This is a genomic window from Fructilactobacillus fructivorans (genome assembly GCF_000814735.1).
Taxonomy (GTDB): Bacteria; Bacillota; Bacilli; order Lactobacillales; family Lactobacillaceae; genus Fructilactobacillus; species Fructilactobacillus fructivorans.
In genome coordinates, this window is the sequence record NZ_JOJZ01000019.1 from 65,920 (window position 1) to 89,197 (window position 23,278).

The 23,278-nt window shown below is 38.7% G+C and carries 24 protein-coding genes and 2 tRNA genes; 4 read left to right on the forward strand and 22 right to left on the reverse strand.

The features are described 5' to 3' along the window. Positions 1-8 precede the first annotated feature (8 nt). From murA to LfDm3_RS04145, 16 genes are all read right to left on the reverse strand, one after another. A complete protein-coding gene (murA, locus tag LfDm3_RS04070; RefSeq protein ID WP_039144342.1) occupies positions 9-1,301 on the reverse strand; it encodes a UDP-N-acetylglucosamine 1-carboxyvinyltransferase in 1,293 nt (430 codons plus the stop codon). Between the two features lie 20 nt (positions 1,302-1,321). Further along, positions 1,322-1,552 (reverse strand): DUF1146 family protein, encoded by a 231-nt coding sequence (locus LfDm3_RS04075; protein WP_010021956.1) that lies wholly within the window; start codon positions 1,550-1,552, stop codon positions 1,322-1,324. A gap of 126 nt (positions 1,553-1,678) precedes the next feature. After that, on the reverse strand, positions 1,679-2,107 hold the full coding sequence (locus LfDm3_RS04080; RefSeq protein ID WP_010021955.1) for a F0F1 ATP synthase subunit epsilon: 429 nt from the start codon (positions 2,105-2,107) through the stop codon (positions 1,679-1,681). Positions 2,108-2,120: 13 nt separating this feature from the next. Continuing rightward, on the reverse strand, positions 2,121-3,545 hold the full coding sequence (gene atpD, locus LfDm3_RS04085) for a F0F1 ATP synthase subunit beta (protein ID WP_010021954.1): 1,425 nt from the start codon (positions 3,543-3,545) through the stop codon (positions 2,121-2,123). Positions 3,546-3,568: 23 nt separating this feature from the next. Further along, on the reverse strand, positions 3,569-4,495 hold the full coding sequence (locus LfDm3_RS04090; RefSeq protein WP_010021953.1) for a F0F1 ATP synthase subunit gamma: 927 nt from the start codon (positions 4,493-4,495) through the stop codon (positions 3,569-3,571). A gap of 22 nt (positions 4,496-4,517) precedes the next feature. Beyond that, positions 4,518-6,053, reverse strand: a complete 1,536-nt coding sequence (gene atpA / locus LfDm3_RS04095; protein WP_039144345.1) for a F0F1 ATP synthase subunit alpha — start codon at positions 6,051-6,053, stop codon at positions 4,518-4,520. A 36-nt stretch (positions 6,054-6,089) separates the two neighbouring features. Further along, positions 6,090-6,632: an ATP synthase F1 subunit delta gene (atpH, locus tag LfDm3_RS04100; RefSeq protein WP_039144347.1), complete on the reverse strand. Its 543-nt coding sequence runs from the start codon at positions 6,630-6,632 to the stop codon at positions 6,090-6,092. Next, positions 6,619-7,137: a F0F1 ATP synthase subunit B gene (gene atpF / locus LfDm3_RS04105; protein WP_010021949.1), complete on the reverse strand. Its 519-nt coding sequence runs from the start codon at positions 7,135-7,137 to the stop codon at positions 6,619-6,621. Before atpF ends, atpH begins: the two co-directional genes overlap by 14 nt. A 41-nt stretch (positions 7,138-7,178) precedes the next feature. After that, positions 7,179-7,391: a F0F1 ATP synthase subunit C gene (gene atpE, locus LfDm3_RS04110; protein ID WP_010021947.1), complete on the reverse strand. Its 213-nt coding sequence runs from the start codon at positions 7,389-7,391 to the stop codon at positions 7,179-7,181. A gap of 20 nt (positions 7,392-7,411) precedes the next feature. After that, the gene (atpB, locus tag LfDm3_RS04115; RefSeq protein ID WP_010021945.1) at positions 7,412-8,122 is read right to left on the reverse strand and encodes a F0F1 ATP synthase subunit A; all 711 of its coding nucleotides are present in this window, start codon (positions 8,120-8,122) and stop codon (positions 7,412-7,414) included. Between the two features lie 298 nt (positions 8,123-8,420). Beyond that, positions 8,421-9,053 (reverse strand): uracil phosphoribosyltransferase, encoded by a 633-nt coding sequence (upp, locus tag LfDm3_RS04120; RefSeq protein ID WP_039144350.1) that lies wholly within the window; start codon positions 9,051-9,053, stop codon positions 8,421-8,423. A 71-nt stretch (positions 9,054-9,124) separates the two neighbouring features. Then, the gene (glyA, locus tag LfDm3_RS04125; RefSeq protein ID WP_039144353.1) at positions 9,125-10,369 is read right to left on the reverse strand and encodes a serine hydroxymethyltransferase; all 1,245 of its coding nucleotides are present in this window, start codon (positions 10,367-10,369) and stop codon (positions 9,125-9,127) included. A gap of 37 nt (positions 10,370-10,406) precedes the next feature. Then, positions 10,407-11,420 carry an L-threonylcarbamoyladenylate synthase gene (locus tag LfDm3_RS04130; protein ID WP_039144355.1) on the reverse strand — a complete coding sequence of 338 codons (1,014 nt, stop codon included), beginning with the start codon at positions 11,418-11,420 and terminating at the stop codon, positions 10,407-10,409. A 14-nt stretch (positions 11,421-11,434) separates the two neighbouring features. Beyond that, on the reverse strand, positions 11,435-12,286 hold the full coding sequence (gene prmC / locus LfDm3_RS04135; RefSeq protein ID WP_039144358.1) for a peptide chain release factor N(5)-glutamine methyltransferase: 852 nt from the start codon (positions 12,284-12,286) through the stop codon (positions 11,435-11,437). Continuing rightward, positions 12,270-13,358 carry a peptide chain release factor 1 gene (gene prfA / locus LfDm3_RS04140; protein WP_010021939.1) on the reverse strand — a complete coding sequence of 363 codons (1,089 nt, stop codon included), beginning with the start codon at positions 13,356-13,358 and terminating at the stop codon, positions 12,270-12,272. Before prfA ends, prmC begins: the two co-directional genes overlap by 17 nt. Positions 13,359-13,377: 19 nt before the next feature. Continuing rightward, on the reverse strand, positions 13,378-13,980 hold the full coding sequence (locus LfDm3_RS04145) for a thymidine kinase (RefSeq protein ID WP_010021938.1): 603 nt from the start codon (positions 13,978-13,980) through the stop codon (positions 13,378-13,380). 199 nt (positions 13,981-14,179) lie between these two features. Here LfDm3_RS04145 and LfDm3_RS04150 point away from each other — a divergent pair, with 199 nt between their 5' ends. Next, positions 14,180-15,532: a Mur ligase family protein gene (locus LfDm3_RS04150; protein WP_039144362.1), complete on the forward strand. Its 1,353-nt coding sequence runs from the start codon at positions 14,180-14,182 to the stop codon at positions 15,530-15,532. After that, entirely contained in the window at positions 15,532-16,236 is a 705-nt protein-coding gene (locus tag LfDm3_RS04155) for a type 1 glutamine amidotransferase (protein WP_010021936.1), read from the forward strand. The genes LfDm3_RS04150 and LfDm3_RS04155 overlap by 1 nt, the downstream gene beginning before the upstream one ends. 39 nt (positions 16,237-16,275) lie before the next feature. Here the strand turns inward: LfDm3_RS04155 and LfDm3_RS04160 are convergent, their stop codons facing one another. Next, positions 16,276-16,635, reverse strand: a complete 360-nt coding sequence (locus LfDm3_RS04160; RefSeq protein ID WP_375378661.1) for a DUF1516 family protein — start codon at positions 16,633-16,635, stop codon at positions 16,276-16,278. A gap of 126 nt (positions 16,636-16,761) precedes the next feature. Between LfDm3_RS04160 and LfDm3_RS04165 the strand changes: the two genes are divergently transcribed. Beyond that, the gene (locus LfDm3_RS04165; RefSeq protein ID WP_039144368.1) at positions 16,762-19,152 is read left to right on the forward strand and encodes a Xaa-Pro dipeptidyl-peptidase; all 2,391 of its coding nucleotides are present in this window, start codon (positions 16,762-16,764) and stop codon (positions 19,150-19,152) included. Between the two features lie 41 nt (positions 19,153-19,193). On the opposite strand, the gene LfDm3_RS04170 is transcribed toward LfDm3_RS04165, so the two are convergent. The 3 genes from LfDm3_RS04170 to LfDm3_RS04180 form a co-directional block, all read right to left on the reverse strand. After that, positions 19,194-20,198, reverse strand: a complete 1,005-nt coding sequence (locus tag LfDm3_RS04170; RefSeq protein WP_039144372.1) for a serine hydrolase domain-containing protein — start codon at positions 20,196-20,198, stop codon at positions 19,194-19,196. Positions 20,199-20,272: 74 nt separating this feature from the next. Then, complete coding sequence (locus tag LfDm3_RS04175; protein WP_039144375.1) at positions 20,273-21,295, reverse strand: linear amide C-N hydrolase; 1,023 nt, start codon at positions 21,293-21,295, stop codon at positions 20,273-20,275. A 74-nt stretch (positions 21,296-21,369) separates the two neighbouring features. Further along, a tRNA-Glu gene (locus LfDm3_RS04180) sits at positions 21,370-21,443 on the reverse strand. Positions 21,444-21,559: 116 nt separating this feature from the next. Between LfDm3_RS04180 and LfDm3_RS04185 the strand changes: the two genes are divergently transcribed. Next, a tRNA-Gln gene (locus LfDm3_RS04185) sits at positions 21,560-21,632 on the forward strand. A gap of 107 nt (positions 21,633-21,739) precedes the next feature. Here LfDm3_RS04185 and LfDm3_RS04190 read toward each other — a convergent pair. Both LfDm3_RS04190 and LfDm3_RS04195 read right to left on the reverse strand, forming a co-directional pair. After that, complete coding sequence (locus LfDm3_RS04190; RefSeq protein ID WP_039144377.1) at positions 21,740-22,210, reverse strand: DUF2798 domain-containing protein; 471 nt, start codon at positions 22,208-22,210, stop codon at positions 21,740-21,742. A gap of 137 nt (positions 22,211-22,347) precedes the next feature. Continuing rightward, on the reverse strand, positions 22,348-22,821 hold the full coding sequence (locus LfDm3_RS04195; protein ID WP_039144379.1) for a DnaJ domain-containing protein: 474 nt from the start codon (positions 22,819-22,821) through the stop codon (positions 22,348-22,350). Positions 22,822-23,278: the final 457 nt, after the last annotated feature.

Consider the following 23,278-nt stretch of genomic DNA (forward strand, 5'->3'; position numbering starts at 1 on the left):
GATCAAAGTTAGTCATTAGCAATTGCGTCGCTTTCTTTGATGGGAATTCGTTCAACTTCTGCACCAAGCTTTTGGAGCTTCTTGTGAAATTCATAGTACCCACGATCAAGATACTTGAGATTGGTAACTTCAGTATACCCATCAGCAACTAATCCTGCTAAAATCAGCGCAGCGGCAGCTCTAAGATCGGTTGCCGCAACCTTGGCACCCTCAAAATGAGTTGGTCCATACATAATGACTGATTGACCTTTAATATCAAAATTAGCACCCATTCGACGGAGTTCTTCCATATGCATAAATCGGTTTTCAAACACTGTTTCTGTTAATTTACTAACCCCATTAGCCTCTAATTGAAGAACTGTCATCTGAGGTTGCATATCAGTAGGGAACCCGGGGTATGGAGCAGTTTTAACGTCAACCGGTTTTAATTCAGCGGGGCCGATTACTCGAACCCCATCACGTTCTTGCTCAACCTTTACCCCCATTTGTTTCATTTTAGAAATCAAAGGAAGATTGTGTTCAGTAATTCCATTCTCAATTAAAACATTGCCTTGAGTAAGCGCAGCCGCTACCATAAAGGTTCCAGCTTCAATCCGATCCTGAACCACTTCATGATCAGCACCATGAAGACTTTTAACTCCAACTACTGTGATTGTATTAGTACCAGCACCAGAAACCTTGGCACCCATTTTATTTAATACCTTTTGTAAGTCGACAATTTCAGGCTCACGAGCAACATTTTGAATCTTAGTGGTTCCCTTAGCAAGGGTAGCTGCCATCATCACGTTTTGTGTTGCTCCGACGCTTGGAAAATCAAAGTAAATATCAGTTCCAACTAAGCCATTTGGAGCAGAAGCTTCAACGTAGCCATCATGTTGTTCAATATGGGCGCCTAAAGCTTCAAAGCCACGTAAATGTAAGTCAATTGGACGACTGCCAATTGCACATCCGCCTGGCAAAGCAACCTTAGCCTGTCCTAAACGAGCAAGAAGTGGTCCCATAACCACAATTGATGCTCTCATTTTTGAAACGTATTCATATGGAGCTTCTGGTGAAATTTCACCGGAAGCATCCACGGTAATTTTATTTTTATTTTCATCAAAATCAACTTTAATGCCTAAATGTTTTAAAACTTGATTCATAGTAAAAACATCGGACAGCATGGGACAATTAGTTAAAACGGTCTGACCATCTTTAGCAAGAATAGTAGCAGCTAGAATCGGTAAAACAGCATTTTTGGCACCCTCAATGTGAACTCGTCCATTAAGCTTATTTCCGCCATGCACAACAATTTTTTCCATGGTACTCTCTCCTATAAGTATTATTTAAATAGTACTGTTAAATTTTTTAAGTTATCAATGAATGACATAAAGAACGAACTGCATATAAAACCAATCACGATCGAAAGTAAGACAATTAAGACCTTACCTTGACGCTCTTGAATTGGTAAGAACCGTTCAAAGTGAATTCCTTGTATAGCCCAAAAAGCTACTGCAATAAAGAATAGCTGGCTAATTATTGTGATTAATGATTCAACTCCAAATGGGTTCATTACGCGATACTCCTAATATTCATTCTTAGTATATACTATCATAAAAATACCTAATTGTCGTAAATCGGAGGTCCATGTAAAAAATTGTAACAAAAAAGAGGAACTAGAAAGTTCCTCTTTTTAAAACTAATGCTGTGCAACATTAATTCGGTTAACAGCTCTTTGTAATGCAACTTGTGCACGTTTCAAAGCATCCGTATCGTTCTTAGATTGAGCATCTTTAATTTTCTGTTCTGCACGCTCACGGGCATGAGTAGCTCTCGATACATCAATGTCACCTTTACGCTCAGCACTATCAGCAACGATTGTCAAAGTATTATTGGAAAATTCAGCAAAGCCACCATTAACGGCAACGGTGTCCATGTCGTTTCCATTAAACTTGAATCTCGTTTCACCAATTCTTAAAGAAGCAATCACTGGAACATGGTTAGCTAGAATTCCAAGATCACCCATCATGGTCTCAATAACGGCCATAGTAACTTGATCGTTGGAATAAACTTCGCCATCAGGAGTAACGATACTAACGGTTAATACTGATGATTTATTATCAGCCAATTAGATCACCCTCCTATTTGCTCTGACTTGCTTTTTGTTCTTTCAGTTTGTTGTAGTTAGCAACAACATCATCAATTCCACCACAGTTTCTAAAACAATCTTCTGGAATATTATCGTATTTACCTTCAAGGATTCCCTTGAAACCTGCGATAGTATCTTTAACTGGAACGTATTTACCAGGAAGACCAGTAAACTGTTCAGCAACCGTAAAGCTTTGTGATAGGAAGAATTGGATTCGACGAGCACGACCAACAATGGTCTTTTCTTCGTCAGACAATTCATCCATTCCTAGAATTGAAATGATATCTTGCAATTCACGATATCGTTGAAGAACGTGTTGAACTTGGCTGGCAACGTCAAAGTGTTCTTGTCCCACAATTTCTGGAGAAAGAGCAGATGAAGTTGAAGCCAACGGATCAACGGCAGGATAAATACCCTGTTGCGTCAATGAACGTTCAAGGTTGGTAGTAGCATCCAAATGGGCAAACGTAGTTGCAGGAGCTGGGTCGGTGTAGTCATCGGCTGGAACATAAACAGCTTGAATTGAAGTGATCGCACCTTTTTTAGTCGAGGTGATTCGTTCTTGTAGCTGTCCCATTTCAGTAGCTAACGTAGGCTGATAACCTACGGCTGATGGAATACGACCTAACAAGGCTGAAACTTCAGTACCAGCTTGGGTAAATCTGAAGATATTATCGATAAATAGAAGGACATCGTCTCCTTCTGCATCTCTAAAGTATTCAGCGATTGTAAGACCAGTTAATGCAACACGCATACGAGCACCAGGTGGCTCATTCATCTGACCATACACCATGGCAGTCTGCTTTAAAACACCTGATCCTTTCATTTCGAAGTACATATCATTACCTTCACGGGTTCTTTCACCAACACCAGTGAAAACGGAAATACCGTTATGACCCTGGGCAATGTTATGAATTAATTCCTGAATTAAAACAGTCTTACCAACACCGGCACCACCGAATAATCCAACTTTACCTCCACGAATATATGGAGCTAATAAATCAATAACTTTAATTCCAGTTTCAAGAACTTCAGTAGATGGGTTTAACTCATCGTACTTAGGTGGCTGTCTGTGAATGGCCCATCTTGTCTGATCAGGTCCAAACTCAGGTCCACCATCAATCGGTTGACCTAAAACATTAAATACTCGACCTAGAGTATCATTACCTACTGGAACTTCAATTGGAGCACCAGTATTTTCAACATCCATTCCACGACGTAAACCATCAGTTCCGTCCATGGCAATGGTCCGTACTACTCCGTCACCTAATTCAAGAGCAACTTCGACAACTAACTGTTGGTTGTCACCCTTTTTAATGTTCAAAGCAGTATTGATTTCTGGTAAATCACCGTCTAGGGGAAATTTAACATCAACAACTGGTCCGATAACTTGTTGTACTTTACCAGTAGTATTCATTATGCTTTAATTCCTCCCATCTATTATTGGTTCAATGCTTCTTGACCACCAGTAATTTCTGTAATTTCGGTAGTGATTGCGGCCTGTCGTGCACGGTTATACTTAAGTTCCAATGATGAAATCAAATCATCGGCATTATCCGTAGCAGATTTCATTGCTGTCGAACTTGAAGCATGTTCAGCAGTTTTGGCATCCAAGATTGCCCCGTACATCAAGCTTTCAGCATATTGTGGAATTACGACTCCCAATACTGCTTTAGCAGATGGTTCAATATCGTAATCTTCAATCAAGTTTTTCACTTTAACGTCAGATCCAGCTTGACCACTATCTTTTTCATCCATGGAAGATTGAATGGAATCTTTATCCATTGGCAAGAGCTTTTCGGCTCTAAAATCAGAAGAAATTCGGTTAATGAAATGGTTATAGCAAATGTACAAGTCGGTATAAATTCCGTCGTTATACATTGAAGTAATTGTTTTAACGATTCCTTGAACTTCAGTATAAGTAGGTACATCTGAAACCGTACGATTTTCGTACGCTACGTTTGCACCACGCTTCTTGTAGAAGTCAGCGCCACTACCACCAATTGCTAAAATCATATAATCATCGGTATTCGGAGTATGTTTTTCAATAAACTCGTTCGTACCTCTAATCACATTACTGTTATAACTTCCAACCATTCCACGATCGGATGAAATTACAATATACGCAGTCTTTTTCTTAGCATTTTTTGAATCTTGACTTGAAGGTTTATTATCCTCTAACAAATCGGACTGAGCCAGATGAGCGATTACAGACTTAACCTTAGATACATACTGATTATAGTTCACAGTATGTGCCTGAATTCTGTTCAACTTGACAGTTGAAACCATCTGCATCGCCTCGGTAATCTGACGCGTACTCTTGGTCGATGCGATTCTGTGCTTTACATCATTCATCGATTCAGCCATTAGTTGTTATCCTCCCTTCAAGTTAATTACTATTAACTACACTGTCACCCTTAGCCGAGGGCTTAAAGGTGCTTGCAAATTCTTGAATTGCACTGTTTAATTTCTTCTCATCTGGAAGATCACCAGTCTTCTTAATGGTCCCAAGTAAGTCAGAATAACTAGCATCAAAGAATTTGAAAATCTCATCCTGGAATCTTAAAACATCATCAACTGCGATCTTGTCTAAGTAACCATGAGTTAAGCAATACAAAATCAAAACTTGTTTTTCAACTGGTAGTGGAGAATGAAGTGGTTGTTTTAATACTTCCACCGTTCTAGCACCACGATCCAGTTTAGCTTTAGTAGCTTCATCAAGATCAGAACCAAATTGAGCAAATGATTCTAGTTCATGATATGAAGCAAGATCCAAACGTAATGTACCAGCAACTTTCTTCATTGCCTTGATTTGAGCATCTCCACCAACACGAGAAACTGAAGTACCAGCATCAACAGCTGGACGATCTCCAGAATAGAACATGTCAGAATTTAAGAAGATCTGACCATCGGTAATCGAAATTACGTTGGTTGGAATATAAGCTGAAACATCCCCTGCTTGAGTTTCAACGATTGGAAGAGCGGTCATTGAACCGCCACCCATCTTGTCACTCAATTTAGCAGCACGTTCAAGTAAACGTGAGTGAGTGTAGAAAATGTCACCAGGATATGCTTCACGGCCAGGTGGACGTCTCAAAATTAAGGAAAGTTCACGATAAGCATTAGCTTGTTTCGTTAAATCATCGAAAACAATCAGAACATCTTTTCCTTTATCCATGAAGTATTCACCCATTGTTGCACCAGCATATGGAGCAATGTAAAGCAATGGGGCAGGTTCAGATGGACCAGCTGACATAACAATCGTGTAATCCATCGCACCATACTTTTGGAGCGTGTTTACTTGTTGTCTAACAGTTGAATCTTTTTGTCCAATTGAAACGTAGATACAAATCATATCTTGGTCTTTTTGATTCAAGATCGTATCAATCGCAATTGAAGTCTTACCAGTTTTTCTATCACCAATGATCAGCTCACGCTGACCTCTACCAATTGGAACCAAAGCATCAATTGATTTGATACCAGTTTGTAGTGGTTGTTTAACACTTTGACGTTGCATGATTCCGGGTGCTTTTTTCTCAATTGGAGCAGTTTGATCAGTCTTGATCTCACCTTTACCATCAATTGGTTGACCTAATGAGTTAACAACTCGTCCAACCATGTTGTCTCCAACAGGAACTTCCATGATTCTTCCGGTTCTTTTAACACTGTCACCTTCACGAATACCTGTAAAGTCACCTAAAACAACGATACCAACTTCGTTGCTTTCGAGGTTTTGCACCATTCCATAAACACCGTTTTGGAACTCCAGTAACTCACCGGATAAAGCATTATCTAGACCATATGCACGAGCGACACCATCACCAACATAGGTAACAACACCGGTTTCGTCGACGTTAAGTTCGTCTTTGTAGCCATCTAATTGTTTTTTAATTAGGGCACTAATTTCTTCAGCCTTAATGCTCATAAAAGTTTCACCTCTTCAATATAGATATCTTATCGACTAAGAGAGCAGTTTTCGCACTTCTTTAATCTTTGTTCGAACGCTTCCGTCGTAAACAACGTTATCAGACGACAAGATTGCGCCGCCAATGATACTACTGTCTACTTTCGCAGACAAATCAACTGTCTTAGCACCAACTCGTTGAGCAAATGTTTGGGTTAATTTATCTTTCTCTTCGTCATTCATTGGAACTGCTGTAACTACGCTAGCACGCACGATTCCTTGTTTCTTATCATATAATTTGCCAAATTCATCAATAATCGCGACCATATCATTAATACGTCCATAGTCATAAACCATTTTTACGAAATTCTTGACGTACTCAGAAGTTGCGCCATCAATCAAAGAATTAATGATCGAATCTTTTTGCTTAAGATCAAGAACTGGACCAGCCAATGCCATTGATAAACTAGGATCATTATGAAAAACAGCTTTAATAGCCATTAATTCAGCGTTTCCAGTTTCCAATTCATTGTGTTCTTCCAGGACTTGAAACAACGCATTAGAATATCTTTTGGCAAGCGTAACCTTATCTAGACTCATTTGGATTACCTAGCCCTTCAATATAAGAATCGATTAATGCTTTTTGATCATCAGCATTTAAGTTCTTCTTAATGATTTTGGAAGCAATCTCAATAGATAAATCTGCCACATCATCTTTAGTACTTGCTAAAGCGTCTTCACGTTCTTGTTCGATATCTTTATGAGCCTTATCTTTTAAACCTTTAGCATCATTTTGAGCATCGGAAATAATTGTGTCTCGACGTTTTTGACCAGCTTGTTCAGCATCACTAACGATTTTAGTTGCTTCGTCATGCGAGTTTTGTAATGCATCGGCACGTTCTTTTGCTAACTTAGCAGCGTCGTTACGTGATTTTTCAGCAGAATCAATATCGTTGGCAATCTTAGTTGAGCGATCTTGCATCATTTTGGTAATTGGCTTCCAAGCGAAAATCTTAACAATCCACATTAGAAGTAAGAACAAAATGGCATAAAACAACATATCACCAACGTTGAATCCAGCCGCAATAACTAAATGTGTATACATCTATTGACACCTCCTTTTTCTAAACTAAGAAAATGTTTTCTTTATTTGTTCATAACCAAGAAGGCAACAACAAAGGCCAAGATGGGCATAACTTCGACTAAGGCGACACCAATGAACATGTTAGTTCTAAGTGTACCTGATAATTCTGGTTGACGTGCCATACCTTCAAGCATCTTGGAAATAATTAAACCGTCACCAATTCCGGCACCAATAGCGGCACCACACATTGCGATTCCAGCAGCAATAGCTCCCATAATATAATCCTCCTATTTTCTTATTCCTCAATTGATAATTTTTGAGAAACATATACAGATGATAATGTTACAAATACATAGGCTTGAATACAGCCAATAAACACTGAGAATCCTTGCCATGCCAATTCAAGCGGGGCAGCGACCGGAACCAGCCACAATCCATTTGAAAATGCTAAATTAGCAATTATTCCGGCCAACAATTCTCCAGCAAAAATATTCCCATAAACACGAATTCCAAGCGTTAAGAAGTTCGTAAGCTCCTCAAGCAGGTTGATTGGTAGGAACAAGAAGACAGGTTGTAAGAATCCCTTAAAGTGTCCCTTGTAACCCAACTTTTCAACACCACTATACATAGCAAATGTCAGAGACATTAATGAGAACGTTAAGGCAACGATTGGATCAGCCGTTGGACTCTTAACATAAACAATGTTACCTACCTGAATATGTATAAACAGTCCAAGCAGGTTAGCTATTAAGATGAAATAGAATAGCGTAAAAGCCCATAGTCCATATTTCTTAGGTGCATCATTTCCGATCGTTGACTTTATAATTCCATTTGTAAAATCAATCATGTACTCCAATAAATTTTGTTTACCCTTTGGTTTCAACTGCAGGTTTCTCGAGCAGACAAATATAAACGCAAACAAAATGACAGCCACAATCACACCAGAAATCATATTGCTGACGTTGAAAGTAAGACCTAAAAATTGAAAAGTACGAGTTGGCTCCACAGATATCACCTCTTTTCGCAACTATTATCACTCGCAATAAAAAACGTGCCATAAAAAAGTAGTTGAATAATTGCGATTCATTATTTAAATAAGTCACATGCTCACTTATTCAAATCTGATGAAATAATACCACCATTCTGAGCAAATTTCAAAGCTATAAAGCACCAAAAATTCTAATTTTATAGTCTCTATAACAATTGTTACACAATCGAAGTTTATAAAACTCAAATACCACCTTTAAGTAAAGCAATCCAACAAAAAAAGTGGGAGTTAACTCGCTCTCACTTAAAATTAATATTTATTTAGTACCAAATAAACGATCTCCGGCATCACCTAAACCAGGAACAATGTATCCATGGTCAAGATGATCATCAAGCGCCGCCGCATAGATGTCAACATCCGGTTCAGCTTTTTGAACCGCTTTAACACCCTCTGGAGCCGCAACCAAACAAACAAATTTGATGTTCTTAGGGTTAGCACCATGTTTCTTTAATGCATCAAGGGCCATGATTGCTGAACCACCCGTGGCAAGCATCGGATCAACCACAAAGATTTGTCGTTCGCCAATATCACTTGGTAACTTTAGAAAATATTCATGTGGCTGAAAGGTCTTTTCATCACGATACATCCCGATATGGCCAACTTTTGCTGTTGGAATCAAATCAAGAACTCCATCAACCATTCCAATTCCAGCTCTAAGAATTGGAACTACGGCAACTTTTTTGCCAGCTAATTTCTTAGCGTGCGCAGTTCCCTCAGGTGTCTCAACTTCAACGTCTTTAAGCGGCATATCACGAGCAACTTCAAAAACCATCAAACTAGCAATCTCATTGACGACTTCTCTAAACTCACGTGTCCCGCAATTCTTATCTCTAATAATGCTTAATTTATGTTGGATCAACGGATGATCCATTACGTGAAACTCGCCCATAACGCACTCTCCTCTTTGTATTATATTTATCAATATTATAACACAAGGAACAAACAAAAATTTCTAGAATCCTATCGGGTAATGGGATTCTCCTTACACAACTTTGCTACTTCACCCTTAATTTGTGCTAACACGCTCGGGTCGTCATAATTATCAATTGCTTTAATAATTAAATCTGCAACTTTTCTAGAATCGTCCTCATCAAATCCCCTTGAGGTAATAGCAGGAGTTCCAATTCGCAAACCACTCGTTAAAGTTGGTTTTAACTTTTCATTTGGAATTGCTTCCTTGTTAGTAGTGATCATTAACGAATCCAGCATGTCTTGAACCTGCTTCCCGTTCAAACCAGTATCGGTTAGATCCACGGTCATCAAATGATTATCAGTTCCACCTGAAACTACTCTTAGATGATCTGATTGGTTAAATTCATCAGCCATCGCGTTTGCGTTTTTAAGGATTTGTTTGGAATAGTCAAGAAAGTCAGGTTGTAAATCTTCATGAAAAGCGACTGCTTTTGCAGCAATTACCTGTTCCAGTGGTCCACCTTGAGTGCCAGGGAAAACAGCCGACTTAATTTTCTTAGCATACTTTTCCTGACTTAAAATCATTCCTCCACGAGGACCCCTTAAAGTCTTGTGAGTAGTGGTAGTAACTACATCGGCAATCCCAACTGGGCTGGGATGCAATCCAGCTGCCACTAAACCAGCAATATGAGCCATATCTACCATTAAGTATGCTCCAACACTATCGGCAATTTTACGAAACTGCTTCCAATCAATGATTCGACTATAAGCTGAGGCCCCCGCAACAATAATTTGGGGTTGGACTTCTTCAGCAATCTTCTGAATATTGTCATAGTCCAATTGTTCCGTTTGTGGATCAACTCCGTAAGTAAATGATTGGTAAATCTTACCGGAAAAGTTAACTTTAGCACCGTGAGACAAGTGTCCCCCAGCATTTAAATCCATTCCAAGAATTTTTTCACCTGGTTTTAGAAAAGCAGCATAAGCAGCTTGATTAGCCTGAGACCCGGAATGAGGTTGAACGTTTACGTATTCCGCACCAAATAGTTCTTTTGCTCTATTAATGGCTAAAGTCTCAACCTTATCAACATACTCACATCCACCATAATATCGATGACCAGGATATCCTTCTGCGTACTTATTGGTTAAAACTGAACCTTGCGCAGCCCGAACACCCTTCGAAGCAATATTTTCGGAAGCAATAAGCTCGATTGTATCATCCTGACGTTTTTTTTCGTCATGAATGGCATCCCAGAGCTCAGGATCCATTTTTTCGTAGTCTTTATTTGTCATATTATCAACCCCAATTTATTAGTTGAGTCAATTATACTTATTCAAAGTGTTTTTGTCCCGCTGATTTATTTAATCGATTCATATAAGCTTCTCCCAATTCAGTCGCAGGAAATCCCTGCGTCAAAATATTATCGACACCATTTTCTAGGTCAAAATGGCGTAGGCCGGCAAAAAGTAAGTGACTAGCGGTTGAAACATCTTTTCCTAAACTATACAATTCAGCATTTTGGGGCCAATTAATCGAATCAATCACATCATCCGTGGCCATTACACCCACAGTTTCATCCTGACCTTTAATCCAATCAGCAGCACGTTTCCAGTCATCTTTATGATCAACAACCTGAACCTGTGCATCCGGAGCATAATGACGATACTTCATTCCGGGAGCCTTTGGAACTTGATCGGCACTCACATGGTGCACAGCATCATCCACCGGTCCAATCACCCGCTCAATTTGATCCACGGTAACAGCACCAGGTCGAAGAATGGCAGGTTTATCAGTTGACATGTCAATGACCGTCGACTCAACACCAAAATCGGTGGCCCCATCATCTAAGATCCCAGCAATCTTACCATTTAAATCATGATAAACATGCTTAGCAAGGGTCGGACTTGGCTTGCCCGAGGTATTAGCAGATGGTCCTACAAGTGGAACTCCAGCAGCTTGAATTAAGTTCAAAGTAGATTGTTTATTCGGGTTTCGAAAGGCAGCAGTATCAAGCCCTCCAGTAACCTCTTTTGCAAGAGCACCTGGCTTTAATTTCAAAATAATGGTCAATGGACCTGGCCAAAACGTCTTCATCAACTTTTTGACGTTTTCATCTAGTGGTTGGGCATACTTCTCAACCGTCTCAACGTCAGCAACGTGCACAATTAATGGATTGTCACTTGGACGTCCTTTAGCCTTATAAACCTTCTTCACAGCTGAGACATTAGTAGCATCTGCTCCTAATCCATAGACCGTTTCGGTTGGAAATGAGACCAAATTACCCTTTTTAAGCTCAGCTGCTGCCGCTTGAATTTGATCCGGTGTAAATATCTTAGTATCCATCTTATTCATTCTCCTTATTTCATTTTAATCATCCGATCACGCATCGCCATGTCTTTTCTTAGACGAACCGATCGGTCAGGGTTATCAGCCTCTAGCAAACGTTTGACTGAATTTCCCTGTTTAAAGCCAATCTCTAAATAAAGTGAACCATTCTTCTTTAAGTAAGCATGAATGTTCTTTGCAATCTTTTGGTAAACCGCAAGACCATGATCTTGTGCAAAGAGTGCCTGACGTGGTTCATACTCTAAGACACTTTCATCCATATACTTAATTTCATCTTTAGCGACATATGGCGGATTAGAAACAATTAAATCAAATCTTTGTCCGTTAAAAGAATCGAATAGATCGCTTTCAACCATTTTCACCTCAGCATGATTGGCTATTGCGTTTGCTTGAGCTACTTTTAACGCGGCTTCAGAAACATCCGAACCCGTTACGTTCCACTTAGGACGTTGCTTTTTTAACGAAATTGCGATGGCACCACTTCCAGTTCCCAAGTCTAAAACACTTATCGGCTGGTCATCGTGCTCATTTAAGACCCATTCCACCAACTCCTCGGTCTCAGGTCTTGGAATTAAGACATTTGGATTAACCTGAAAGTGATATCCGTAAAATTCTGTCGTTCCAATGACATACTGAAGTGGTTCATAATTAAGGATCCGATTTACCATTTGAATAAACTGACTTTGCTGATCATCAGTTAAATTCAACCGATAATTCATCAGTAAGTTGGTTAGATTCCACCCCATTAATGACCTCATCAACCAACGTCCCTGGTCGGGATCCAAATTTTTCTCCTTAAGACGCAAAGAAGCCCAATTAAGGGCTTCAAAAACGGTGGCATTCTTTTTAAGCTTCTGAATCATTTAACTTCTCCAGCTTTTTAGCCTGATCAGAAACAATTAGGGCATCAATAATGTCATCTAAATCACCATCCATAATCTTGTCTAACTTATTTAAAGTTAAACCAATGCGGTGATCAGTGACCCGATTTTGCGGATAATTGTAAGTACGAATTCTTTCAGAACGATCTCCCGTTCCAATCGCATCCTTACGCTTTTCATCATATTCATTTTGTTCTTTTTGCTTGTAGTAATCGTAAACCCGAGCTTTTAAAACTCGCATTGCCTTAGCCCGGTTTTGCTGTTGGGAACGTTCATCTTGCATGGCAACCACAATTCCAGTTGGTAAGTGGGTCATCCGCACCGCTGACGATGTTTTATTAATATGCTGTCCACCAGCTCCTGAAGAACGATAGACATCCGTCCGAATGTCACCAGGATCAATGTCAATGTCAACGTCTTCCTCTTCTGGCATTACACCAACAGTGGCCGTTGAAGTGTGAACTCGTCCAGCCGATTCAGTGGAAGGAATCCGTTGAACCCGATGGGCACCATTTTCATACTTTAACTTAGAATAAACCTTATCACCAGTAATCATCAAAACGATCTCTTTGAATCCACCAACTTCAGTGTCAGTCTCATCAATCACTTCAATCTTCCATCCCTGTCTTTCCGCGTACTTGGTGTACATATTATACAGATCCGCAGCAAACAAACTAGCTTCATCACCACCAGCAGCACCACGAATCTCCATGATGATGTTCTTTTCGTCATTAGGATCTTTAGGAATCAACAGCAGTTTCATTTGCTCTTCTAACTTTGCTTTTTGATCCTTTAGATCACTAATCTCGGACTTAACCATCTCCTCCATCTCACTGTCAAGCTTTTCTCTGAGCATGGTCTCGTCGTCATCCAACTGTTTACTAATCTTTTTATACTTGTTATAAGTTTCAACCGTTTCTCTGAGGCTACCCTCTTCTTTCGACAGCTTCATGAACTTTTGTGTATCAGCAATTATTTCCGGATCACTAATTAATTCATTCAGTTCATCGTATCTGTCAGAAACGGATTGCAATTTATCAAAAATCTTATCCATATCGGCTTCAGCCATTTTATTACTCCTTACTCTTCTGTGCTTCGATTGGCGGATTAAAGTAATGGTAGCGACAAACTGGGTAATAGGACTCATTGCCGCCCATAAAAATCTGTTCACCCTCATAAACAGGCTTCCCGTCATGGACTCTAAGATTCATAATTGCCTTTTTTTCACAGAACCAGCAAATTGTTTTCATCTCTTCAATTTTATCCGCATACAACAGTAAATACTTTGAGCCCTCAAATAATTTGTTCTGAAAATCATTTTTGAGCCCAAATGCCATGACCGGGATATGTAATTGATCTACCACTTCAGTTAATTCGAAGATGTGATGTTTATTTAAGAATTGCGCCTCATCAACTAACACACAACTGATGGGTTCATCGCGCTTTTCAATCTCTGCTTTGACCATCTTAAGTACGTCAGAATCAGCATTAATTGAGAGGGCCTTACGTGTTAAGCCAATCCGAGAAGCAATGGTACCTTTCTTCTCCCGGGTATCGACCCCACTGGTCATCAAAATAACTGATTTACCCTGCTCCTCATAATTATGGGCCACTTTGATTATTTCGATTGATTTTCCGCTATTCATTGCTCCATATCGAAAGAATAATTGCGCCAAACTATCACCCTTTTCTCTTTTTCACTAACTGTTTCATTATATCGAATTTACCACCTTTTCGCATCCAAATTCAAAATTTGTTCTACCATTGTAAATTGCTTTTTTTAAAATTAGCCGCTATTCTACTTATAAGAGTGATTTTATGCTAAAATATTTTTTGATTGTGTAAAACTAATCATTTCTCAAGGAGAACCCATTTATGTCATTTCAGAGTAGAATTGCCACCATGGCTGGTAAGTCATCTTACTGGTTTTTGCATAACTTTTTGCACCGTGGTAGCTCATTACCAGGAAAAATAACCACTGCAATTGATCCCAACATTTTAAAAACCCTAGGCAAAAATTACGATGTTATCATCGTTTCTGGTACCAACGGAAAAACGCTGACGACCGCTTTAATCGTCCAGGTTTTAAAGGAAGAATATAGTCAAATTTTAACTAATCCAACGGGTTCAAATATGACCCAAGGAATTGTTTCAACCTTTCTCCAGGCCAAACATCCCAAATATGGTGAGAATCCAATTGCGGTCCTAGAGGTCGATGAAGCAAACGTGAAACCAGTGGTAGAAGCTATCAAACCCAAAATGTTTGTTTTAACCAACATCTTTCGAGATCAACTGGATCGGTACGGTGAGATTTACACCACTTATCAAAAAATCCTAAATGGAATTCTATTAGCACCAGGTGCACTATTAGTTGCCAACGGCGATTCGGCCATCTTTAATTCTAAAAAGATGCCTAATCAACAGATCTTTTACGGGTTTGAAGATCAACCCGCCAATAAAGATCTTAGAGCGGCTCCTAACACCGACGGAGTTCTTTGCCCAGTCTGTTCTCACATCATGCATTACCATTACATTACTTACGGAAACCTTGGCGACTACTTCTGCCCTAATTGTGGTTTTCACAGACCAGCACTAGAATACAAAGTTACTAAGGTTGTTGACGAAACTCCCACAAGTTCAACGTTTGATATCGATGGAAATCAATATTCCATTGACGTTGGTGGAACATACAACATCTATAACGCCCTGGCCGCCTATGCTGCAGGTCGTCAGATGGGAGTTCGACCAGATCAAATCAAGCATGCCTTTGAAACCAATAAGCGTTTGTTTGGAAGACAGGAAGAAATCAAGGTCGGCGACAAAGAAGTTACCATTGTTTTAGTCAAAAACCCAGTTGGACTTAACCAGGTAATTGACATGATCTCACACGAAAAAGATCCCTTCTCATTCGTCTTCCTCGAAAACGCTAACTACGCAGATGGAATCGACACAAGTTGGATCTGGGACGGTGATTTCGAACGACTTCCAAAAATGAACATTAAAAAATTCATCTCCGGTGGTGAACGGTACAAGGACATTACATTTAGACTCAAAGTTGCTGGAGTTCAAGATAAAGACCACCTAGTTGAGCCTAGCATTGATAAAGTACTCGAAAAAATTAAAACATTACCAACTAAAAAAGTGTATGTCCTAGCAACTTACACAGCAATGCTACAGTTTAGACATTTACTAGCACAAAAGGGATTCATTAAAGGAGGGATGGACTAATGACAAAAACCATTCGAGTCGCTCACCTGTACGGTGATTTAATGAATACTTATGGCGATATTGGTAACATTCTTTCGCTACGTTACTACGCCAAACAAATTGGTGTAGAAGTTACGTCAAACGTCGTCAGTCTTGAAGAAGATTTTAACGCGGATGATTATGATTTCATGGTATTTGGTGGTGGCCAAGATTTCGAACAAACCATCGTTTCTAAAGATATTCAGACTAAAAAAGATGAAATCAAACGATTCATTGAACAAGGTAAACCGGTCATTGCCATTTGTGGTGGCTTCCAGCTTCTAGGTAACTACTATGTTGCTGCCAACGGTAAGAAATTACCAGGAATTGGCGCTCTTGATCACTATACGGATGCCATGAAAGATAATCGTTTTATTGGTAACATTGAAATTCAAAATGAACAAACCAAAGAAAAGTACCACGGTTTCGAAAACCATGCCGGAGTGACCTACTTAGGTCCAAGCGAGCGTGCTCTGGGAAAAGTCATTAAAGGACACGGAAACAACGGTAAAGATGGAACAGAAGGTGCCATCTACAAAAATACCGTTTGTACCTACTTCCATGGTCCAATCCTAGCGCGAAATGGCAATCTAGCCAAAAGAATGATGTTTCACGCTCTAGAAAAGAAATATCCAGAGACTGATTTTACAAGCGAAAAACCCAAAGTTAAGGTTGATTCATTTTAAAATTAAAGCACTACCAACTAGTTGGTAGCGCTTATTTTTTTACATAAAATGAATGAATGGACGACCACCAGCCAACATAATCCCGATGATTGCGACAATAATAATCGCAACAATGGTAATCCACAAAAATGTTTTTGATAATTTTTGTTGTGATTTAAAAGCAAATGCCATTTCAATTAAACCAATCAACAGTAGTGCGCAAATAATTTTAACAACCGTCAGAATCGGGTCACGTCCCCAGGCATACGGAACTAAGAAAATTCCTGAGATGATTAAAATTACATAACATAATCTAGCAATCATGGTCATGGCCTTAAAGTGCCAGTTTGAAAAAAGCGCAATACAAACTGCAATAAATAAAACCAACCATGTAAGTAAATGAATCCAAATGAGCATCATAACACTTCCCTATTTAGCTTACCTTCATTATACACGTAAACCGTGCTGGATTTTTAGTTGTAATTCGTTAACACCATTCTTTGGTTATGGCATAATTACTGCAATTAAAGAAATGGTGTGATAAATATGAAAAATAATCAGTTTGCACAGAAATCAGTTAATCTGAATACTGTTAAACAAGAGTTAGCCCAAATTGGATTCGATCCAGTAGAGATTGAAAATTCTAAGAACGTTGCAGATGCCTTTTTGAAATTACTTAAAAAAGCTCTCGTTAATGTGAATGATAAAAGCAGTCAAATTGAAAAATTAAATAATTTACTTGCAACCCCGGACCAACAACTAGGTAATTACTTAGTAAATAATGGTGAAATTAATCAACAGGTCTTTTATTTAGTTGTCCTTCAATTACTTCAGTTTCAGGCAGACGTTGATTTTAAAATCAATGATCCAATTTCAGCAATGAAAAAAATTAATTTAGCGTACATTCCCAAGACAGCAAAGTGGAATAAGAACGATCTTCTAAAAGCCTGGTATCTTCTCCTAACCACCCACACTAAAAATGGACAAACATACCTAGATCACTTAGCCAATCAAGGCTTTTTTAAGGGAATTTCAAAGGAACATCCCCTCTTTTTTAACGGTAAAGCCCAGGCAATCTTTGAACCAAACGACCTAATCTACGAAACCGTCTACGTAGAAACAGACACTGATTCTGATAAAGACGGCAATGCCGACTTAATTAAAGTCGAGATCACTCGTCCTAAAACTTCATTCAAGTTAGGAACACTTTATACTGCCAGTCCTTACGATCAAGGAACTAATGATGATTGGGGCGAACAAATGACCCATAACGTAGATGAACCTCTTGCCCGAAAAGAACCCGACGATACCACATACTCTGATATTCAGTATCAGAAACAACCACAAAAGTTCAGTACCAGAAAAACCATGGGCTTCTCCGATCATGCTACTGAACACCACACCCCTAAACCTGGTTATACCCTAAACGACTACTTCTTGATGCGCGGATATGCCGTGGTCTACTCTTCCGAAATTGGAACCAAGGATTCTGACGGGATCCAAACTTGTGGTTCACACGCTCAGACTGACGCTACCGTATCAGTCATCGAATGGATTAATCATAAACGACGAGCATTTACTAATCGAACCGATAACATTGAGATAAAAGCTGACTGGTCTAATGGTAATGTAGCTATGACTGGTCGCTCTTACCTTGGAACACTGGCCAACGCAGCCGCCACTACCGGAGTGGATGGTCTCAAAACTATCATCTCAGAGGCAGCGATTTCATCTTGGTACGATTACTATCGTGAAAACGGACTAGTAATGGCCCCTGGTGGTTTTCAGGGTGAAGATGCTGATGTTCTGGCCGCTGAAACTTTTAGTCGAAGCTTAAATCCCGGAGATAATCTAAAAATTCGCCCCTTCTTTGATCGCTATCTGGCAAGTATGAAAAACTTAATGGATCGAACAACGGGTAACTATAATGAGTTCTGGGATGAACGAAATTATCGCAATGATATTTCCAACATCAAAGCTGATGTGTTAATCGTCCAAGGATTGAATGATTGGAACGTCAAACCAGTAAATGCTGCTAAACTATGGCAGGGAATTTCTCATCTTCCAATTAATAAAAAAATTATTCTGCACCAGGGTCAACACATTTATATCAACGCTTTTCGATCATTTGACTTTAATGACATCGTTAACATGTGGATTTCACACGAACTATACGACGTTGACAACGATGTAATGGAACAAATTCCCAATATGATCGTCCAGGATAACGTAAAGCCAGAAACTTGGACCAAGCAGAAAAGTTGGCTTGATAATAGCGGGAAAAAATATTACCTAAACCAACATGGATTAACTGATACTTCAGAAACGGGCCAACTAACTTATCATGATCAATTAGATCAAGCAGAATTTAAGCAATACCGTATCAGTCCCCAAAAATGGGCAAAAGACTTGCTTGATCAAAATGGCCCACTAAAAGCAAACCAACTTCTCTTCAAGACTCCTAATTTGACGGAAGATCAGATCATTTCTGGCTTTCCAAAGCTTCATTTAAGAATCGCAACGTCCAAGAATGTGGGACTTTTGTCAGCCCGACTGGTTGATTATGGAGAGGCTAACCGATTGAACGTTACCCCTACAACTCTTGTACCAAAGGGACTGCTGCTTGGACACAAGTGGTACACAGATGATCTAAGAGAATTTACCTTAAATAAACACCCCACACCTAGTAAAATGATTTCATTTGGTCACATAAACCTTCAAAATCGGCATTCATCCTATCAAAATGATGAACTTGTGCCCCATCAATTTTATGATATCGACCTAACTTTCCAACCAACCTTTTATCATCTACCAGCTGGAAGAAAGTTAGGACTGGTCCTGTATGGAACTGATTTTCAAATGACGCAACGTGGCAATCAGAAAATTGACTACACGATTGACTTAGAAAATAGTTATTTACAAGTTCCACACAAATAAAAAAGCACGTTTATTCTTTTTAAGGGTAAACGTGCTTTTAATTAATTAAATAATTCATCAAGATACGTATTAATTAAATCATTGCGATCTTCCATAAAGTGTTCCCGTAATTGGGGGTGAACTCGATTTGATAAGAAAACAAACCCACTCTTTCGTTCACGAACAAGGACCATAACAACTCCTGTATATCCTGACTGCCAAATATATGGATTGTCATCATAATCCGCTAGGGCCCAACCAAACGAACGAGTTCCATCACCCATCGGAGTTTGATCGGTATATAGCTCATCAAAAGTCTCATTATTAAAGATGTTACTGCGGTCATTAATTTGCAACATCCATTGTGCAAAGCGTGATAAATCGTTGAGGGTACTAAACATCCCAGCTGAGCCACAGTCATCACCTAAAATCTGAGCTTTAGGATCATGAACTTTCCCTTGCAAGTTAGTCCCCGTTTTTTCGTTATAGGTCGTTGGAACCGACCGTTGGGCATCCGGGTGAAAGGTCGTCTCATTTAACCCCAACGGATTTAAGACCATCTGGGTAATTAAGGGTTGAATCGGAATTCCCATCACGAGTCCAGCAATCCAGCCTAAAAAAATGTAATTAACGTCTGCATACTTCATTTTTTTATCAAAATTATCACCCACGTGCAGTCCCAAAAGGGCCTCACGAAGTTGATTAATGTTCATTTCATTTCGATTAGGAATGTAGCCTTCAATCCCAGAAGTATGCGTTAGTAAATGTCTAATCGTAACTTCAGGATACTGCCATTCTGGCAGATAATCTGATACAGAATCATCCAGGTGAATGCGTCCGTCCTGAAGTAACCGCATGACCACTGGTAAAGTGCCAACTACCTTGGTTAATGAAGCAATGTCGTATACATCGTTCGGGCCAACAGGCTGTTCACTTGGCTCAACCTGCTTCAAGCCCACTTCGTCACTTTCAACGTTCATCCCAGTAATAAATGAAAATGAAGCTCCGGGGATACTTTGATCTTCAACCATTTGTTTAATTTTATTCTTTGTCTTTGAAAAATTCATTTTGTAGTCTCCTAATAAAATCAATTATACTAGTCTTTTCAAAGATCGAGAAGTTCAAAAACTTTAAAATCGAATTATTGAGGATCATTAACTTTCAATGTCTGGTCAACATCCAACTTTTTCATTTCCGTTGCCTTTGGATCAAGAGTAGCCCGTGTCATTGTCAAGCATGTCGGAGTTTGAAGGTAGAGCGTCCTATTTTTAACATCATAACCAACCCAGTATTGCGTTGAATCGCTCTGTCCAGGAGTGTCAGGATTGCGACTGATTCCCTTTGGAACGATAAATGGTTTAAAACAATTGTACAGTGTACTGACTCCTTCAGTGTCGGAAAACTCATCAATGTTTTTAGCGATAAAAGTAGCTCGAACGAAACGGGATGGTGAGGTGTAGTCACCTGGTAAGCCAAACATACCGTAACCAGTTCCACCTTCAATTGGTTCAATGGGTAACTTCCCGCCAATCTTTGTGGCCTTTTGATTGTTGGCATCAAGTGAAATGTAATTTCTAAGATTGGTAGTATGAAAAGAGTATTCGGGACTGTTAGTCATCACACCTACGCTATCGTAAATCTTAAAACCACCGTTATTGGTTGCTTCTAAAACAATCGAATTTCCATTTTCATCAGAAAAAGTATAGTGCAGTTGAAGTTTGCCATTTTTGCCATGGAAAACATAATCCCTATCAATTAATCCAGTCTTCTGGGCTAATTTCTTTACATCATCCAACGTTGCACATTGGGTCAAAACATAAGTCCCAAATTCTTCACCAAAAACAGGAGTTAAATGCCGTTTTTCTAAATTTTCAGCACTATCATGAGTGGTTTCTAAGAGAACTTGAAGATCTCCTGTAATTCCATGTTCATTAATGCCGTCAAAGAGGATACTTCCCTCATCAGGACCAACTCCCATGACCGCATATTGACTTTTCCAGTCCTTTAATTCTGACTTAATTATGTGATTTGCCGAAATATTCACGATTTTCGTTGGAACCGCAGCTTTTTCCTCTGGTGAATCAAAAAGTGGGACGATAAAGTCCATCGTTCTACCCCAAAACGGATGACCATCTTTTGACTTAATAATAATTGATGTACACATAAAACCATCCTCCTTAAATTTTTCAACAAAAAAAGCCCTCAAACGTGATGTTTGAAGGCTCTATCATATTTGAATTACCCGTATGAGACTTGAACTCATAGCTCCGCCTTGAGAGGGCGACGTCTTAAACCAGTTTGACCAACGGGCAATAACTGAACAATTACATAGTTTACCCAATTTAAACCGGTCTGTCAACAAAGGAATGTTAAATTTTCTGTTGACAACTGTCCGGAAAGAATTGTAGTATATTAGATGTTCAATTATTGAGTATTCGCCAAATTGGTAAGGCAGCGGACTCTGAATCCGCAATTTACTGGTTCGAGCCCAGTATACTCAACTATAAATTTAAAACGTCATTTCAAGTATCCACTTGAGATGGCGTTTTTTAATGGATTAAAAAAACATTTCATCACGAAATGCACTTCTTAAATGATTTTGATTTTACTAATAACTTCTGATTTCTTGAACCTTCCCTAAAATCGTTCGAGCAATTGGTCCAACGATAATAAGTTGCAATGGTAAAGCCAAGATGACATTTCTAACCCAAGTAATTCCGAATGAAGTCAGATTTAAGCTTGAAATTCCTCCTTGAACGATAATGCCAAAAATTGACATGCATGTCACCATTCCTAAAACCATCAGAATGGAAATTCCTAGTGAAATCAGAAACGGTTTTTCTTCCATCTTCTCATTAAAAATAAATTTGAAGAAAATTTTCTTTGCGAGTGGACCAATAAAAAGTAAATCACAAAGAGCAGCGATCACTAATGCTAATGGATATCCTACTAGCACACTCTTAATAAACGTGGAGTCAATTCCACTGCCCAACGCAATATTATAAGCTTCCATCACAAGGACCATCATTCCAGCCATTAGTCCAGTAAACAATAATTCTTCTTTAAAATCCTTTGGCATACTTAACCTCCTAATTTTTTAACAGTGATTAAACTATCATAAAGTAATTATTCATGTAAGTTAGTTTTATATCATGATGAAATCAAAAAAGATTAAACGTCGAAACGTTTAATCCCTTTTAATTAATTATTTGTTTATTACTTTCTCTGATAAAAATAATATAAAATACCGCAAACGATCAAAACTGCGTAAATAATACTAAGCGGTAAAACCTTAATGACAATTACTAGTGTTGCAATCGAAATAGCAACTGCAATCCACAAAATAATTTTGCCAATATCGGCATCATTAAATTGATGCGGATCATGTTTTTGATTCTGATGTTGCTGATAAGAATCGTTGTTAGTACTAGAATCACGAGAATGTGACTCATACCTAGACTGGTCTGATCCTGTATACGATCCAAATCCAGAACTATAATTATTTTCTTTAATAATTTCGTATGCATTCGTAATTTCTTTGAACTTAGAAGCTGCATCTGGTGAGGGATTAACGTCTGGATGATACTTTTTGGCTAATTTTCGGTAGGCTTGGTCGACCTCCTGCTTGTCAGCAGTTGCAGTTAATCCCAAAATTGCATAATAGTAATCTAAATTTCCGTATGCCACCATAATCATCTCCACCCTTATGTCATTTTTCTTAATTCTACCAAACATTCCTTAACTAAGTTGGATGACGCTTGGCAATTATTTCTTCCATTATATTTAATTATTTTCAACTTTTAAGTTAATTACTAATCCATTGTGAAAATAAAGAATAATTTTCACCATCTTTTTTTCGAACTTTTCTAATTGAAAATTTACTCTTTTGTAAAATAAAATTACAGATAACTACAAAATATTACCAAAATCATGATCATGAACTTCGGATTTTGAGTTTAATTGCAAAACTAAGTGATCAATTTAATTACGCATCGAAGTAAATGACTGATAAAGACTGCTATATCAGCAATCGCAGTCATCTTGTCTCTCATTCTAAAATTTGCAAAATTATGACTAATCACCATCTAACGTTGGATTCAAGCAATTCCTTTGCTAGCACAATTATATTACAGTATTGTTACTGTAA

What these genes read in the sequence shown, in the direction of transcription:
- murA (WP_039144342.1), bottom strand. Translation starts at nt 1,301, where the DNA reads ATGGAAAAAATTGTTGTGCATGGCGGAAATAAGCTTAATGGACGAGTT.
- LfDm3_RS04075 (WP_010021956.1), bottom strand. Translation starts at nt 1,552, where the DNA reads ATGAACCCATTTGGAGTTGAATCATTAATCACAATAATTAGCCAGCTA.
- atpD (WP_010021954.1), bottom strand. Translation starts at nt 3,545, where the DNA reads ATGAATACTACTGGTAAAGTACAACAAGTTATCGGACCAGTTGTTGAT.
- LfDm3_RS04090 (WP_010021953.1), bottom strand. Translation starts at nt 4,495, where the DNA reads ATGGCTGAATCGATGAATGATGTAAAGCACAGAATCGCATCGACCAAG.
- atpA (WP_039144345.1), bottom strand. Translation starts at nt 6,053, where the DNA reads ATGAGCATTAAGGCTGAAGAAATTAGTGCCCTAATTAAAAAACAATTA.
- atpH (WP_039144347.1), bottom strand. Translation starts at nt 6,632, where the DNA reads ATGAGTCTAGATAAGGTTACGCTTGCCAAAAGATATTCTAATGCGTTG.
- atpF (WP_010021949.1), bottom strand. Translation starts at nt 7,137, where the DNA reads ATGTATACACATTTAGTTATTGCGGCTGGATTCAACGTTGGTGATATG.
- atpE (WP_010021947.1), bottom strand. Translation starts at nt 7,391, where the DNA reads ATGGGAGCTATTGCTGCTGGAATCGCAATGTGTGGTGCCGCTATTGGT.
- upp (WP_039144350.1), bottom strand. Translation starts at nt 9,053, where the DNA reads ATGGGCGAGTTTCACGTAATGGATCATCCGTTGATCCAACATAAATTA.
- glyA (WP_039144353.1), bottom strand. Translation starts at nt 10,369, where the DNA reads ATGACAAATAAAGACTACGAAAAAATGGATCCTGAGCTCTGGGATGCC.
- LfDm3_RS04130 (WP_039144355.1), bottom strand. Translation starts at nt 11,420, where the DNA reads ATGGATACTAAGATATTTACACCGGATCAAATTCAAGCGGCAGCAGCT.
- prmC (WP_039144358.1), bottom strand. Translation starts at nt 12,286, where the DNA reads ATGATTCAGAAGCTTAAAAAGAATGCCACCGTTTTTGAAGCCCTTAAT.
- prfA (WP_010021939.1), bottom strand. Translation starts at nt 13,358, where the DNA reads ATGGATAAGATTTTTGATAAATTGCAATCCGTTTCTGACAGATACGAT.
- LfDm3_RS04150 (WP_039144362.1), top strand. Translation starts at nt 14,180, where the DNA reads ATGTCATTTCAGAGTAGAATTGCCACCATGGCTGGTAAGTCATCTTAC.
- LfDm3_RS04155 (WP_010021936.1), top strand. Translation starts at nt 15,532, where the DNA reads ATGACAAAAACCATTCGAGTCGCTCACCTGTACGGTGATTTAATGAAT.
- LfDm3_RS04160 (WP_375378661.1), bottom strand. Translation starts at nt 16,635, where the DNA reads ATGATGCTCATTTGGATTCATTTACTTACATGGTTGGTTTTATTTATT.
- LfDm3_RS04165 (WP_039144368.1), top strand. Translation starts at nt 16,762, where the DNA reads ATGAAAAATAATCAGTTTGCACAGAAATCAGTTAATCTGAATACTGTT.
- LfDm3_RS04170 (WP_039144372.1), bottom strand. Translation starts at nt 20,198, where the DNA reads ATGAATTTTTCAAAGACAAAGAATAAAATTAAACAAATGGTTGAAGAT.
- LfDm3_RS04175 (WP_039144375.1), bottom strand. Translation starts at nt 21,295, where the DNA reads ATGTGTACATCAATTATTATTAAGTCAAAAGATGGTCATCCGTTTTGG.
- LfDm3_RS04190 (WP_039144377.1), bottom strand. Translation starts at nt 22,210, where the DNA reads ATGCCAAAGGATTTTAAAGAAGAATTATTGTTTACTGGACTAATGGCT.
- LfDm3_RS04195 (WP_039144379.1), bottom strand. Translation starts at nt 22,821, where the DNA reads ATGGTGGCATACGGAAATTTAGATTACTATTATGCAATTTTGGGATTA.